Annotated in this window: 11 protein-coding genes; 6 read left to right on the forward strand and 5 right to left on the reverse strand. The window is 66.5% G+C overall.

Annotation, left to right across the window (positions count from 1 at the left end):
- Positions 1–5 precede the first annotated feature (5 nt).
- Together VGN62_RS17965 and VGN62_RS17970 are read left to right on the forward strand one after the other, a co-directional pair.
- Positions 6–1,271, forward strand: coding sequence for an alginate lyase family protein (locus VGN62_RS17965; protein WP_327456427.1), 1,266 nt, complete (start codon positions 6–8; stop codon positions 1,269–1,271).
- 9 nt (positions 1,272–1,280) lie between these two features.
- Positions 1,281–2,444: an alginate lyase family protein gene (locus VGN62_RS17970; protein ID WP_327456429.1), complete on the forward strand. Its 1,164-nt coding sequence runs from the start codon at positions 1,281–1,283 to the stop codon at positions 2,442–2,444.
- Here the strand turns inward: VGN62_RS17970 and VGN62_RS17975 are convergent.
- The 3 genes from VGN62_RS17975 to VGN62_RS17985 are packed head-to-tail and all read right to left on the reverse strand — an operon-like array spanning position 2,441 to position 6,463.
- Positions 2,441–4,033 (reverse strand): acyl-CoA dehydrogenase family protein, encoded by a 1,593-nt coding sequence (locus tag VGN62_RS17975; RefSeq protein WP_327456431.1) that lies wholly within the window; start codon positions 4,031–4,033, stop codon positions 2,441–2,443. The two genes, VGN62_RS17970 and VGN62_RS17975, sit on opposite strands and share 4 nt — an antisense overlap.
- Before the next feature lie 2 nt (positions 4,034–4,035).
- Positions 4,036–5,250 carry an acetyl-CoA C-acetyltransferase gene (locus VGN62_RS17980; RefSeq protein ID WP_327456433.1) on the reverse strand — a complete coding sequence of 405 codons (1,215 nt, stop codon included), beginning with the start codon at positions 5,248–5,250 and terminating at the stop codon, positions 4,036–4,038.
- Positions 5,251–5,254: 4 nt separating this feature from the next.
- Complete coding sequence (locus VGN62_RS17985) at positions 5,255–6,463, reverse strand: CoA transferase (RefSeq protein ID WP_327456436.1); 1,209 nt, start codon at positions 6,461–6,463, stop codon at positions 5,255–5,257.
- Between the two features lie 270 nt (positions 6,464–6,733).
- Between VGN62_RS17985 and VGN62_RS17990 the strand changes: the two genes are divergently transcribed.
- The 3 genes from VGN62_RS17990 to ahpF all read left to right on the forward strand — a co-directional run bounded on the left by VGN62_RS17990 (position 6,734) and on the right by ahpF (position 9,412).
- Entirely contained in the window at positions 6,734–7,027 is a 294-nt protein-coding gene (locus VGN62_RS17990) for a hypothetical protein (protein WP_327456438.1), read from the forward strand.
- 145 nt (positions 7,028–7,172) lie between these two features.
- Positions 7,173–7,736 (forward strand): alkyl hydroperoxide reductase subunit C, encoded by a 564-nt coding sequence (gene ahpC / locus VGN62_RS17995; protein ID WP_327456440.1) that lies wholly within the window; start codon positions 7,173–7,175, stop codon positions 7,734–7,736.
- 125 nt (positions 7,737–7,861) lie between these two features.
- A complete protein-coding gene (gene ahpF / locus VGN62_RS18000; protein WP_327457017.1) occupies positions 7,862–9,412 on the forward strand; it encodes an alkyl hydroperoxide reductase subunit F in 1,551 nt (516 codons plus the stop codon).
- Between the two features lie 3 nt (positions 9,413–9,415).
- Here ahpF and VGN62_RS18005 read toward each other — a convergent pair whose 3' ends face one another.
- Together VGN62_RS18005 and VGN62_RS18010 are read right to left on the reverse strand one after the other, a co-directional pair.
- Complete coding sequence (locus tag VGN62_RS18005) at positions 9,416–10,549, reverse strand: MFS transporter (protein ID WP_327456442.1); 1,134 nt, start codon at positions 10,547–10,549, stop codon at positions 9,416–9,418.
- 23 nt (positions 10,550–10,572) lie between these two features.
- Positions 10,573–11,346: a DeoR/GlpR family DNA-binding transcription regulator gene (locus tag VGN62_RS18010; protein ID WP_327456444.1), complete on the reverse strand. Its 774-nt coding sequence runs from the start codon at positions 11,344–11,346 to the stop codon at positions 10,573–10,575.
- Positions 11,347–11,752: 406 nt separating this feature from the next.
- Between VGN62_RS18010 and VGN62_RS18015 the strand changes: the two genes are divergently transcribed.
- Positions 11,753–14,464, forward strand: a complete 2,712-nt coding sequence (locus tag VGN62_RS18015; RefSeq protein ID WP_327456446.1) for a TonB-dependent receptor plug domain-containing protein — start codon at positions 11,753–11,755, stop codon at positions 14,462–14,464.
- Positions 14,465–14,528: the final 64 nt, after the last annotated feature.

The following is a 14,528-nucleotide window of genomic DNA, read 5'->3' on the forward strand; positions in this document are numbered from 1 at the left end:
AGCCCATGACTTTAGCCCGACTCCCTTGGGCTATCCTGGCCGCCGTCGCATATTTTCCGTCTGCGGCGGCGGCTTTTTCCTCACCATCGGCGGCGCCACCGTCCGCAGCGCCACCGTCCGCAGCGCCAACGTGCGCGGCGGACGAGGGCTATGCAGCGTCGTTCGGCGGGCGCCGCACCTTCACGCTGCGCCCCGACGACCTCGAGGCAATCAAGGCGGCACTGCCGACCGACCCCGCGATCGGCGCCGCTTATCGCGGCCTGATCGCCCGCGCCGACAAGGCGCTCGCCGCCAAGCCCGCTTCGGTGATGGACAAGCGCAGCATCCCGATATCGGGCGACCGCCATGATTATGTCAGCCTTGCACGCTATTGGTGGCCGAACCCCGCCGATCCCAAGGGCGCCTATATCCGCCGCGACGGCGACACCAATCCCGACGTCGAAAGCAACCGCTTCGACCGCAGCGCGCTCGGCCGCATGGTCCGCGAGGCCGACACGCTCGCGCTCGCCTATTATTACGGCGGCGAGCGCAAATATGCCGACGGCGCGGCGCGGGTGATCCGCAGCTGGTTTCTCGATCCCGCGACCGCGATGAACCCGAACATGAATTTCGGACAGGCAGTACCCGGCGTGTCGAACGGGCGCCCCGAAGGCGTGCTTGACGGCGCGGGCTTCATCGCCGTGATCGACGCCGCGGGGCTGATCGCGCCGTCGGGTGCGCTGGCGCCCGACGAGACCGCGGCGCTCGAAGGCTGGTTCGCGCGCTATGTCGACTGGATGCTCAAAAGCCCCAACGGCAAGGGCGAAGGCAGGGCCGCGAACAACCACGGTCTCTGGTACGATGCGCAGGTCGCGCGCTTCGCGCTGTTCGCGCGGCGGCCCGATATCGCGCAGCGGATCGTCGCGGCATTCCCCAAGTCGCGGATCGCAAAGCAGGTCGATACATCGGGCGCCATGCCCGCCGAACTCGGCCGCACGCGCAGCTTCCATTATTCGCTGTTTTCACTCGATGCCGCCTACACGCTCGCCGATAGCGCAGCCTGTCTCGGCGTCGACATTTATCGCGCGGACGAAGGCGGCCGCTCGCTGCGCAAGGCGACCGATTATGTCGCGGCGTATCGCGGACGTGCGGCCGACTGGCCCTATAAGGAAAAGGGCTGGCCCGCCGACATGCTCGACGCGCTGCTCGTGCGCGCCGACACCGCATGGGGTCCCGGCGCCTATCCGCGCACGATCGACGGCGACCTGTTACTGCGCCAGCACGCGCGCTAGCACCGGAACATGATCGCCCGCCGCGCCCTCCTTCTCGCCGCTTTGCTGGCCGGTCCGGCCGCATGGGCGCGGCCACGGCCCGGCCGCCTCGACATTCGTGCGATCGAACGCCGGCGCCTGACGCCGCAGGCCGACGCGCTGCGCGCCGCGGTCCCGCGCACGACCGCCGCCGTCGCGGCGCCGCGCAGCCCGGCCGGCCGCCACGACTATTATTCCGAAGGCGATTATTGGTGGCCCGATCCGGCGAACCCCGGCGGCCCCTATATCCGCCGCGACGGCCGATCTAACCCCGACAAGTTCGACGGCCACCGTGAAGCGCTGATCGCCTTCGGCCGCACCGTCCCGGCGCTGGCCGCGCTGTGGGACCTTACCGACGAGGCGCGCTTTGCAGACGCCGCGATGCGCCATCTCGCCGCATGGTTCGTCGATCCGAAGACGCGGATGAACCCAAACCTCAACCATGCGCAAGCGATCATCGGCGTGAATACCGGCCGCGCGATCGGCGTGATCGATACACTGCAAATCGTCGAGGTCGCGCGCGCCGCCGCCCTGTTCGCGCGGCGGGACGCGCCGGGCTATGCGGCGATCCGCGCCGACGTCGAGGGCTGGTTTACCGCCTATCTCGACTGGCTGACGACCTCGCCCTTCGGCACGACCGAACGCGACGAGAAGAACAACCATGGTACCTGCTGGCTGCTTCAGGTCGCCTCCTTCGCCGCCTTGCTCGGCCGACAGGACATCCTCGCCGATGCGCGCACGCGTCTGCAGGCCATAATCATCCCGACCCAGATCACTCCCGACGGCCGCCAGCCGCTCGAACTAGCACGAACCAAGCCCTACGCTTATGCACTCTTCAACCTCGATGTCCTTGCCGCCTCGGCATGGCTGCTCGGCGGTCGCGAGCTGATCGACTGGCAGACGCAGGACGGTCGCTCGATCGGCGGCGCGATCGCGTGGATGGCGCCGTTCATCGCCGACAAGACAAAATGGCCTCTGCCGCCCGATATCGAATATTGGGACGGCTTCCCGGTACGCCAGCCGAGCCTGCTCTTCGGCGGCCTCGCGCGAGGGCGCGCCGACTGGCTCGACCTCTGGCGGCGGCTGAACCCCGATCCCGTCATCGGCGAGGTCGTGCGCAACTTCCCGGTGCGCCAGCCCCTGCTCTGGCTCTAGTTGCGCCCGCCGACCAGCCCGCGCGCGATCACCTGCGCCTGTATCTCCGCCGCGCCTTCGAAGATGTTGAGGATACGCGCGTCGCACAGCACGCGGCTGATCTCATATTCGAGCGCATAGCCGTTGCCGCCGTGGATCTGCAGGCTCGCATCGGCGTTCGACCAGGCGGCACGCGCGCCGAGCAGCTTCGCCATCCCCGCCTCGATGTCACAGCGCTTGCCGCCGTCCTTCGCGCGCGCCGCGGCGTAGCTCAGTTCGCGCGCCGCGACGAAATCGACGAGGCTCATCGCGAGCTTGTCGGCGACGCGCGGGAAATGGACGATCGCCTTGCCGAACTGCTTGCGCGCCAGCGCATAGTCGAGGCCGAGCTCGAGCGCGCGCCGCGCCACCCCCACCGCGCGCGCGGCGGTCTGGATGCGCGCGCCCTCGAAGGTGCGCATCAACTGCTTGAACCCCTGCCCCTCCTCGCCGCCGAGCAGCGCCTCGGCGGGCGCACGCATCGCGTCGAACTGCAACGCATATTCGCGCATCCCGCGATAGCCGAGCACCTCGATCTCGCTGCCGGTCATGCCATCGGCCGGGAAGGGGTCGGCCTCGGTCCCGCGCGGCTTGGGGACGAGCAGCATCGACAGGCCTGCATAGCCCTTCGCGTCGGGCATCGTGCGCGCGAGCAGGGTCATCATGTCCGAGCGCGAAGCGTGGGTGATCCAGTTTTTCGCGCCGTCGATCACCCAATGATCGCCCTCGCGCCGCGCTCTGGTTTGCAGCGCGCCGAGGTCCGACCCAACATCGGGTTCGGTGAACACCGCGGTCGGCAGCACGTCGCCGCTCGCGATGCGCGGCAACCATTCGGCCTTTTGCGCGTCGGTGCCGCCCATCGCGATCAGCTCACCGGCGATCTCCGACCGCGTGCCGAGCGAGCCCGCGCCGATCCAGCCGCGCGACAATTCCTCGGTGACAATGCACATCACGAGTTTCGACAGGCCCAGCCCGCCATATTCCTCGGGAATGCAGACGCCGAAGGTGCCGAGGTCGGCCATCGCCTGCACGGTCGCGTCGGGTATCAGGGCGTTCGCGAGGTGCCAGCGATGCGCGTTGGGCACGATCGCGGCATCGGTGAAGCGCCGGAACTGGTCGCGGATCGAATCGAGATCGGCGTCGAGCAGCGTCTCGCTCGGCCAATGCCCGTCAGCAAGCGCGGCCGCGACGTCGGCGCGGATCGCGGCATGATCGGCGTCGAGCAAGCCGGCGCAGGCGTCGGCTAGCGTTCGCGCCGCCGCGCCTAGCCCAAGGTCGGCCGGGCGGAAAATCTCATTCTGCCCCATCGGCAGCCCGCCGACGAGCTGGCCGATCCCCTCGGCAAAAGCGAGGGTCGCGATCTTCGCATCGAGCGGATTCGCGCCCCGGCCGGACTCGCACCATGTGAGCACCGCCTCCAGCGAGGCGACCGTCGTCGCGACCCACGCGAAGCCATGCGCCGCGCGCTGTTCGCGATCGATCGGGGCGTGCGCCAATCGTTCGGCAAGCGCGGCCTCCGCGACGCCGCGATAGGCCTGTCCGGCGGCGAGGGCCTCGCGAAGGCCGGCCATGCTCAGACGGCGCGTTCGAAGATCGCGGCGATGCCCTGTCCGCCACCGATGCACATCGTCTCGAGACCGTAGCGGCCGTCGCGGCGCACCAGCTCGCGCGTCAGGTTCGCAAGGATGCGCCCGCCGGTCGCGCCGATCGGGTGACCGAGCGAGATGCCCGACCCGTTGACGTTCAAAATCTCGTTGCGGCTGTCGTCCTCGGACCAGCCCCAGCCTTTCAGCACCGCGAGCACCTGCGGCGCGAACGCCTCGTTGAGTTCGACGAGGTCGATGTCACCCCAGCCGAGGCCGGTGCGCGCGAACAGGCGCTCGACCGCGGGGACCGGGCCGATGCCCATCCGGCTCGGGTCGCAGCCCGCCGCCGCCCAGCTGTGGAACCAGGCGACGGGTTCGAGCCCGAGTTCGCCCAGCTTGTCCTCGGCCACGACAAGGCACGCCGCCGCGGCGTCATTCTGCTGGCTTGCATTGCCCGCGGTCACGACCCCGCCTTCGAGCGGGCGCAACTTGCCGAGCGATTCCATCGTCGCGTCGGCGCGATATCCCTCGTCGTGCGCAAAGACGACCGGATCGCCCTTTTTCTGCGGCACCGACACCGGCACTAGCTCGTGGTCGAACAGGCCGTTCGCCCACGCCGCAGCGGCGCGCTGGTGGCTGCGCACGGCATAGGCGTCGGCCTGCTCGCGCGTGATGTCGTAATCCTTGGCGAGGTTCTCGGCGGTCTCGATCATGCCCGTAATCACGCCGAAGCGCTCGACCGGCTGCGACATCAGCCGCCCGCGCGTCAGCCGATCGTGGAGCGTCAGGTTGCCCGCGCGCAGGCCTTTGCGGATGTCGGTGCTGTAATGTTCGACGTTCGACATCGATTCGACGCCGCCCGCGACGACAAGGTCGGACATGCCCGTCTGGACCATCATCGCGGCGTTCGCGATCGCCTGCAGCCCCGATCCGCAGCGGCGGTCGAGCTGGTAACCGGGCACCTCGAGCGGCAACCCCGCGGCCAGCCACGACCAATGACCGATGCTCGGCGCCTCGCCATTGCCATAGCCCTGGCTGAAAACAACGTCGTCGACGCGCGCCGGGTCGATCTTCGTCCGCTCGACCAGCGCCTTCAGGATCACCGCGCCAAGCTCGCCCGCGGTCATAGACGAAAGCGCGCCGCCGAACTTGCCGACGGCGGTGCGGATCGGGGCGACGATGGCGGCGCGGCGCAAGGTCATGTCTTCATTTCTCCAATGTTGCGACGCCGACGATACCCGCATCGATCAGGCGCGCAATCTCGCCCGAGGACAGCGACAGGCGTTCGCTCAATATTTCTTCGCTGTGCGCACCGTTGCGCGGCGCGGGCCCCGGCGGCCGCCGTTCCTGCTGCGGCAAGGTCGCAAAGGCACCGGCGGCGGGATAGGCGAAACCGCTGGGATTGTCGGCGGTGCCGAAGATCGGGTTATCGGCGACGAGCGCCGGATCGTGCACCGCCTCATACATCGTGCGATAGGGCGAATGGACGATGCCGCCCGCGTCGAAGGCGGCGGCAAGGTCGGCATGATCGCGGCCGGCAATCGCCGCGTCGAACAGTGGGTAGAGCGCGTCGCGGTGCGTGAAGCGGAGCCCGTCGTCGGTCGCAAAGGACACGCGCCGCGCCATCTCGACCGCGCCGATCGCGTCGCCAAGACCCAGCGCCGACACAAGGTTCGCCCATTGGCGCGGGGTGACGACGACGATCATCGTACGCTGTCCGTCGCGCGTCACGAAATCGCGTCCGAACAGGCCGTAAACGGCATTGCCGAGGCGCGGCCGGTTCGCACCCGAATAGAGGACCTCGGCAATACCGCCGAGATTGGCGACGGTGCCGATCGCGACGTCGGACAGCGGCAGGCGCACCTCGCCGCCTTCGCCGGTGGTGCTGCGCCGCTGGATCGCCGCGAGCAACGCAAAGGCGGCATAGGCGCCGGTGAGCAGGTCCCACGCGGGAAGCACATGGTTGACCGGGTCGGGCCCGGCGCCGGTGAGCATCGGATAGCCGACGCTGTTGTTCACCGTATAGTCGAGCGCGGGCGAACCGTCGGCCCAGCCCATCACGCGTATGGTGATCAGGTCGGGGCGACCTTCGGCCAATACCTCGTGCGACAGGAAACCGCCGACCGGGAAATTGGTGACGAACTGCCCCGTCGCGCGCACCAGCGCCTGGAGCAGCTCGCGCCCCTCGGGACGCCCGAGGTCGAGCGCGACCGACTTCTTGGCGCGGTTGAGATTTTCCCAATAGAGCGAATCATTCGCCGTCGTGACCGGCCAGCGGCGAAAATCGGGGCCGCCGCCGATCTGGTCGACGCGGATCACTTCCGCCCCCATTTGCGCGCAATAGAGCCCGGCGGTGGGGGACGCGACGAAGGACGAAGCCTCGATCACCGACAGTCCGGCCAGCAGGTCGTACATCCGGCCCCGTCTCCCGCAAAACTCCGGCTCATAGGCCGTTTCCATCCGGCGCAATCACGGGTCGGAACCCGCCGCCCGGCGGGTAGTAACGACCTCCATCCGTTAGCGCAAGTTTCTTCGCTTACTAAGTAACTTCATATAATATCATGATAAAATAGGCGGTAATTTGGCGACCGCCTGCCCATCCGCGCGAATATGGTGACGCATGGCGAGCGCCGCGCAAAGCTGCTATGCTGCGCCCAAGCCTGCGTAACAGCCATGAGGTTGATTATGACGGACGATTGGCGAGTGGATGACCTGGCGCTGTGCATCAGCCGGCACGAGCGCTACCCGCCCGAGGTTCGCCCGGGTGCCGTCTTCACGGTGCGGAGCGTGCTGGCGGACATGCCCGACCTTATCGGCGGGCAATCGGGTACTGCGCTCAACTTCCGCGATGTCCCCGATCTCGGCCCGCGCGCCGCCTATTGCGCGCGCCGCTTCCGCAAGATCACGCCCGTCGCGCCCGACGATTTCGACGTCGAGGTGATCGACCTGCTGGCGGGCGTGACGGATCGCTGCCGCTGATCGCACTTTTGCGCGAAATCTCTCCTTTGATCGATTCAACCGATAAGTGTACCCGGAAAATTGGGGTTGAGTGCGTGCGCCAGTCGGCATAGCTGGCGCCCTGCAAATCATTTTGCAGTGCAGCAAACAAAGGAATCACTCTCCCATGGGTATCATCGGAAGCTCGATCAAGCCGTTCAACGCCACCTCGTACCACCAGGGCAAGTTCGTCCCCGTGTCGGACGCCGACACCAAGGGCAAGTGGGGCGTTTTCTTCTTCTACCCGGCCGACTTCACCTTCGTCTGCCCGACCGAGCTCGAAGACCTCGCCGACCAATATGCGACGCTTCAGGGCCTCGGCGTCGAAGTCTATTCGGTGTCGACCGACACGCACTTCAGCCACAAGGCATGGCACGACAGCTCGCCGGCGATCGGCAAGATCAACTATCACATGCTGGGCGACCAGAACCACGTCCTCGCCAACAATTTCGGCGTGCTGCGTGAAGATTCGGGCCTTGCCGACCGCGCGACCTTTGTCGTCGATCCCGACGGCGTGATCCAGGTGATGGAAATCACCAGCGAAGGCGTCGGCCGCAACGCCGAGGAACTTGTCCGCAAGATCAAGGCCGCGGTCTATGTCCGCGCCAACCCCGGCCAGGTCTGCCCGGCGAAGTGGGAAGAAGGCGCCGAAACGCTCGCGCCCTCGATCGAACTCGTCGGCAAGATCTAAGCCGACAATTTGCGAGGACCGGGCGGACGAAGCTCGCCCGGTCTTAGCCCCCAAAAACACAATGATTTCTGGCGCCGTTCCCCCGGCGAACCCCTGCCCCTGCCCGAAAGGCTCTCCCCATGCCGATGCTCGACGCCAACACGACTGCCCAGCTCAAAACCTATCTCGGCAATCTCCGCCGTCCGATCGAGCTGGTTGCGAGCCTCGATGCCTCGCCCAAATCGGCCGAGATGCGCAGCCTTGTCGAGGAGGTCGCGGCGCAGTCGGACCTCGTCACTGCACGTTTCGACGGCGACGACGCGCGGAGGCCCTCCTTCGCGATCCGCGCCGATGAGGGCCGCGCCGAAGCCGTGTTCGCGGGGTTGCCGATGGGGCATGAATTCACCTCGCTTATCCTCGCTTTGCTCCACGTCGGTGGCCACCCGCCGAAGGAAGACGCCGAACTGCTCGACGCCGTCCGCGCGCTGGAGGGCGACTTCGTCTTCGAAACCTTCTTCTCGCTCTCGTGCCAGAATTGCCCCGATGTCGTGCAGGCGCTCAACATCATGGCGGCGCTGAACCCGAACATCCGCCACACCGCGATCGACGGCGCCTTGTTCCAGGACGAGGTCGAGCGGCGTCAGGTAATGGCGGTGCCCGCGGTGTTCCTGAACGGCGAACCCTTTGGGCAGGGCCGCATGGACCTCGCGCAGATCGTCGCCAAGCTCGACACCGGCGCGGTCGCGCGCGCGGCAGAGAAGATCGCCGCGAAGGAGCCGTTCGACGTGCTCGTCGTCGGCGGCGGCCCCGGCGGCGCTGCGGCGGCCGTCTACGCCGCGCGCAAGGGCATCCGCACCGGCATCGTCGCCGAACGCTTCGGCGGGCAGGTGCTCGACACGATGGGGATCGAGAATTTCATCTCGGTCCAGCACACCGAAGGCCCGAAGCTCGCCGCGCAGCTTGAGGCGCATGTGAAGGATTATGACGTCGACGTGATGAATGTGCAGGAGGCCGCCGAACTGATCCCCGGCGGGGCGGGCGGCCTGCACGAAGTGAAGCTGAAGAGCGGCGCGAGCGTCAAGGGCAAGACGGTGATCCTGTCGACCGGCGCGCGCTGGCGCCAGATCGGCGTCCCCGGCGAGGCTGAATATCGCAACAAGGGCGTGGCATACTGCCCGCACTGCGATGGCCCTTTGTTCAAGGGCAAGCGCGTCGCGGTGATCGGCGGCGGCAATTCGGGTGTCGAGGCGGCGATCGATCTCGCCGGGCTCGTCGCGCATGTGACGCTGATCGAGTTCGATGCAGAGCTCCGCGCCGACGCGGTGCTCCAGACCAAGCTGTGCAGCCTGCCCAATGTCACAGTGATCACCTCGGCGCTCACCACCGAAGTACTCGGTAATGGCGAGAAGGTCGTCGGACTGCGATACCGCGACCGCAATCGCGACGAGGAACATCTCGTCGAACTCGAAGGCATTTTCGTGCAGATCGGCCTCGTGCCGAACACCGAATGGCTCGGCAGTGCGGTCGCGCTCAGCGATCGCGGCGAGATCGAGGTCGATGCGCGCGGCGCGACGAGCCAGCCGGGCATCTTCGCCGCGGGCGACGTCACGACGGTGCCCTACAAACAGATCGTCATCGCAATGGGCGAGGGATCGAAAGCCGCGCTGTCGGCCTTCGATCACCTGATCCGGTCATAGCTCCTACGTGCCGCGCGTCACCCGGCGCGCGGTCAGCGGCACGAGCAGTAGCAGCGCGGCAAGGATCCAGAAGGCGGCGGGCAGGCCGACCGCCTTCGCCACCACGCCGATGCCCGCCGGCCCGACAAGGATGCCCGCATAGCCCAGGGTGGTGAGCGCGCCGATCGCCAGCGCCGGAGGCATGTTCGACTGGCTACCGGCGCGGCGGAACAGGACCGGCACAAGGTTCGACGCGCCAAGCCCGATCAACACGAAACCGCCGAGCGCAACCGGCGCCAGCGGAACCGCGAGCAGGACGGCGAAACCGAGCACCGCGACCACCCCGCCACCGAGCAGCGTCCGATAGTCGCCGATCCGGGCGACCAGCCCGTCGCCCAGCAACCGCCCCGCGGTCATCGCGATCGCGAACAGGATATATCCGACCCCGCCCTGCTTCACATCGACGAGTCCTCCCTGCGTGATCAGCAGCGCGCTCCAGTCGAGCATCGCCCCCTCGGCCAGGAAGGTGACCATCGCGAGGATCGACAGGAGCAGCACGATCCCCTGCGGCCGCACGAACAGCGGGCCATCCTCGGCGCCGCGCGCCGCGAGCAGGCGCGGGCGCGCGGCAAGCATCGCCGCGAGCATGAGGGCGGCGCAGATCGATGTCGCGGCCAGCGTATCGACCTCGAGCGACAGGAACAATGTCATCAGCCCCGCGCCGGCAAATCCCCCGATGCTGAAAAGTGCATGAAAGCCCGACATCAGCGGCACACCCGATGCGCGTTCGACCTCGACCGCATGGACGTTCACCGCCACGTCGAGCGACCCGAGCGCGCCGCCGAAGATCAGCAGGACCGCGCCAAGGGCAAGCGGGGTTTCGGCGATCGCAAGGAAGGGCAGGATGGCCGCGAGCAGGAAACCGCTCGCAACGATCACCGGCCGGCTTCCAAAACGCGCGGTCAGCGGCCCCGTCGCGAGCATCGCGGCGACCGAGCCCCCGCCGATACAGAGCAGGAGCAGCCCGAGCATCGCATCGTCGATCTGGAGCCGCGCCTTGGCAAAGGGAACGAGCGGCGCCCAGCAGGCGATGCCAAAGCCCGCGACGAAGAAGGCCAGGCGGGTCGCCAGCCGCGTAGCCGGACGATCGGCGGACATCATGTCATCCATCCCAAGAAACATCAGTCGCGACCCGCGACCATCACGGCGCGCACGCCGGCTGCATCGAGCGATGCGCGCTGATCGTCGGACACGCCGGGACCGACGACGAGCATGTCGATCTGGCGAAGCGACGCGATATGATGGACCGCGCGGCGTCCGAGCTTGTCATCGGTCGCAAGGACGACGGTGCGCCGCGCCGATGCGACGACCGCGCGCTTGAAGGTCGCGTCCTCGAAATGATCCGCCGCCGCGCCGTCTTCGGAGATCGCGCAGGCGCCGATAAAGGCACGGTCGAACCGCATCTGGACGATCGCCTGCACCGCCACCGCATCGATGCACCCCCCCACCAGCGAATCGGCCACCCCGCCGACGACGATCAGGCGCAGGTCCTGCCGCCGCAGCACCGCCGCGGCGATGTCGACCGAATTGGTCGCGACGGTCAGGTCGGCGTCTTCGGGCAGGAATTCGACGAGCGCGAGGTTGGTGCTACCGCTGTCGAGGAACAAGAACTCGCCCGGCCCGACGGCCAGCGCAGCAGCACGCGCCAGACGATGCTTCTCCTCGCGCCCCTCGCCCAGCCGCGCCGCGAGGGGCGCCGCGTCGGGCAGGATCGGCAGCGCGCCGCCATAGACGCGGCGGCACCGGCCCTCGGCAGCGAGCGCGCGCAGGTCGCGGCGGATCGCATCTTCGGAAACATCGAATTCGGCCGCCAGCGCGGTCGCCGAGACTGGCTGCTGGTTCGCGAGTCGGGCGGCAATCGTGTCGCGCCGGATGGTCGGATGGTCATTCATCATGGCGGCGCCATAACGTGCACAATCGTGCACTTCAATTTACACGATTGTGCACGATCTACTTTCTCATCGCAGGACTCTTCATCGTAGCCCTGCCCGGCGGAGCGCCGAAATCCGGCCTCCAAATCCGGCTCCGCGATCGATTTGCGCCGGTGGCCAACAAATTTTGCAAGATCGACTTCGTCGAAAATCTATGGTTTCCAGAGCGATGACACCGGCGCGGCGAAATACGCCGTGACAAATTTTCCACAATTGAAAATTTTGTCCATATCAGGGTTGCTTTTTCCATTCAGCCCGACTTTATAGAAATCCGCAAAGGCGAAGGCCGTACGGGCCTCTTAGTGAAAATAGAAGACGATCACCGGGCAGGGAGCAGGTCTCGCCGTCCGTTTTGGCAAAGGGGATATCTATGAAGCTCGTTCAATCCTGCTGGTACGCCGGTACCGCGCTCTCGATGCTGGCCGGCATCAGCCCGGCCTACGCCCAGTCGGCCGATGCTGCCCCCGAAGCCGCCGCTTCGGACAGCGAAATCATCGTTACCGGTTCGCGCATCCAGCGTTCGGGCTTCGACGCGCCGACGCCGACGACCGTGATCGGCGAGGCCGAACTCGCGCTCGGCAACCGCCCCAGCATCGCGCAGGTCCTGAACGATGCACCCCAGTTCCGCGCGAGCTCGACGCCGTCGACGACGCCGGGCAATACAAACAGCGGCGTGTCGACCGCCGACATGCGCGGCCTCGGATCGGTCCGCACCCTCACCCTGCTCAACGGCCATCGCTTTGCGGGTGCCAACGACCTCAACATCGTACCGCAGAGCCTGGTCAAGCGGATCGACGTCGTCACCGGCGGCGCATCGGCTGCCTGGGGTTCGGGCGCGGTCGCGGGCGTGGTCAACATCATCCTCGACGATGATTTCAACGGCTGGCGCATGGGCGTGCAGTCGGGGATCTCGTCGCGCGGCGATATGGCGCGTTACGGCGCCGACATCGCATGGGGTACCGACTTCGCCGGCGGGCGCGGGCATTTCATGGTCGCGGGCGAATATATGAACGAGCGCGGCGCGCTCAGCCGCGACGATCGCCCCAATCTCGTCGCCGGCCTGTTCCAGCGCCCCGACAACAAGCTCGAACTGGTGCGCGACCCCAATTCGACGCAGCTTTACAACGGTGGCTCGATCCTCACCCTCGCTGGCGCCCCCCGCAATCTGGTCTTCAATTCCGACGGCAATATCGGCGCCTTCCCGCTTGGCAGCGTCACGAACGGCGTCACGACGATCGGTGGCGGCGGCCAGAATATCTTCGACTATGTCGCGGTCAGCACGCCCTATGAGCGCGCTAACCTTTTCGCGCGCGCCAGCTATGACCTCACCGACTCGCTGAAGGTCTGGGCCAATTTCAGCTATCACCGCATGTCGGCGAACTACAGCTTCTTCCCCGAAACGCCTGCTGCGGTCATCATGCCCGACAACGCCTTCCTGACGCAGGCGAACCGCAACCAGCTCGCTGCCGCAGGCGTCACGGGTCCCTTCCTGCTCGGCCGTGTGCTCGACGACGTCGGCCCCGACGGGGTGATGACGTTCAAATACAGCCGCCGCAATCTCGAAGGCTCGATCGGCCTCGAAGGCAGCTTCGGCGACGGCTGGAAATATGACGCCTATTATAATCACGGCGAAATCCGGCTCAACCAGCGGCTCAACAACCAGCGGATCAAGTCGCGTTTCACCAATGGTGTCGATTCGGTGCTCGTGAACGGCACGCCTACGTGCCGCATCAACGCCGACGCGTCGACGACGAACGACGACGCCAGCTGTGTGCCGATCAACCTGTTCGGCAACGGCAGCATTTCCGACGCGGCCGCCGCGTGGGCCTTTGGTGGTTCGCACCTGATCTATACGATCAAGCTCGACGCCGCAGGCGCCAGCGTGTCGGGCCAGCCTTTCTCGACCTGGGCCGGCGCCGTCGACATCGCGTTCGGCACCGACGTCCGCTGGGAAAAACAGGTCACCAACTATGTCGACCCGCTGTCGCTCGCCAACGCGCTCGGCACGCTCAATTCGTCCGCGACGAACGGCAGCTTCAACGTCAAGGAAGCCTTCGCCGAAGTGAACGTACCGCTGCTCGACATCGCCGACACGCTGAAGCTCGAAGTCAACGGCGCCGCGCGCTATTCGGATTACAGCACCAGCGGCGGCATCTGGTCGTGGAAAACCGGCGGCACGCTGCGCGTCGTCAATGACCTGCTCTTCCGCGCCGTCTATTCGCGCGATATCCGGTCGCCGAGCATCACCGAATATTATCTCAGCCGCTCGACGAACATCGGCACGGTCTTCGATCCGTTCCAGGGTCAGAACGGCGCGGTCCAGAACAATGTCGTCGTGTACGGCGGCGGCAACGCCAATCTGACGCCCGAAATCGCCCATACGCTCACGCTCGGCGGATCCTATTCACCTTCCTTCGTTCCGGGCTTCCGCCTGTCGGTCGATTATTATGATATCGACATCGACAATGTGATCACGACGGTCACCGCGAACGACATCCTCAAGCAATGTTTCGCGGCCGCGCCGAACGATCCGACGTGCAAGGGCACGATCGTCCGCGAAGCCAATGGCACCATCGGGTCGATCACGAACGGTTTCCGCAACCTCGCCAACTACGCGACGCAGGGGCTCGACATCGAGGCATCGTATCGCATGCCGCTCGGCGACGGAAACCTGTCGTTCCGCGCACTGGCCAACCATGTCTTCAACCTGAAGATCAACGGCGCCGACGTTTCGGGCTACGTCGGCGGCGATACCGCCTTCTCGACCCCGAAATGGCGCGGGACGGGCACGATCGCGTTCGACAACGACAGCTTCGGTGCGAACCTGCGTGTCCGTTACGTCGACGGCGGCCTCGACCGCCCGCTGACGGTGGTGAACAATGTCCCGGTGCCGATCGTGAACAACAAGGTCGGTAGCCGCACCTACATCGACCTCGGCGCCCAGTTCAAAGCCGGCCCGTTCACCCTGTTCGGCAACGTCAACAACCTGTTCGACCGCGACCCGCCGATCACGCCCTATACCAGCCCCAACTTCGACGTGATCGGGCGTTATATTTCGGGGGGCGTGAAACTGAACTTCTAACCCTCGTTACAGGGTAGTCCCGGGGGGCAGCGGTATCGACGATACCGCTGCCCTTTTCTTTTGC

Source organism: Sphingopyxis sp., from assembly GCF_035998905.1.
GTDB lineage: Bacteria > Pseudomonadota > Alphaproteobacteria > Sphingomonadales > Sphingomonadaceae > Sphingopyxis.

What these genes read in the sequence shown, in the direction of transcription:
- VGN62_RS17970 (WP_327456429.1), top strand. Translation starts at nt 1,281, where the DNA reads ATGATCGCCCGCCGCGCCCTCCTTCTCGCCGCTTTGCTGGCCGGTCCG.
- VGN62_RS18005 (WP_327456442.1), bottom strand. Translation starts at nt 10,549, where the DNA reads ATGTCCGCCGATCGTCCGGCTACGCGGCTGGCGACCCGCCTGGCCTTC.
- VGN62_RS18015 (WP_327456446.1), top strand. Translation starts at nt 11,753, where the DNA reads ATGAAGCTCGTTCAATCCTGCTGGTACGCCGGTACCGCGCTCTCGATG.
- VGN62_RS17975 (WP_327456431.1), bottom strand. Translation starts at nt 4,033, where the DNA reads ATGGCCGGCCTTCGCGAGGCCCTCGCCGCCGGACAGGCCTATCGCGGC.
- VGN62_RS17990 (WP_327456438.1), top strand. Translation starts at nt 6,734, where the DNA reads ATGACGGACGATTGGCGAGTGGATGACCTGGCGCTGTGCATCAGCCGG.
- ahpF (WP_327457017.1), top strand. Translation starts at nt 7,862, where the DNA reads ATGCTCGACGCCAACACGACTGCCCAGCTCAAAACCTATCTCGGCAAT.
- VGN62_RS18010 (WP_327456444.1), bottom strand. Translation starts at nt 11,346, where the DNA reads ATGATGAATGACCATCCGACCATCCGGCGCGACACGATTGCCGCCCGA.
- VGN62_RS17985 (WP_327456436.1), bottom strand. Translation starts at nt 6,463, where the DNA reads ATGTACGACCTGCTGGCCGGACTGTCGGTGATCGAGGCTTCGTCCTTC.
- VGN62_RS17965 (WP_327456427.1), top strand. Translation starts at nt 6, where the DNA reads ATGACTTTAGCCCGACTCCCTTGGGCTATCCTGGCCGCCGTCGCATAT.
- VGN62_RS17980 (WP_327456433.1), bottom strand. Translation starts at nt 5,250, where the DNA reads ATGACCTTGCGCCGCGCCGCCATCGTCGCCCCGATCCGCACCGCCGTC.
- ahpC (WP_327456440.1), top strand. Translation starts at nt 7,173, where the DNA reads ATGGGTATCATCGGAAGCTCGATCAAGCCGTTCAACGCCACCTCGTAC.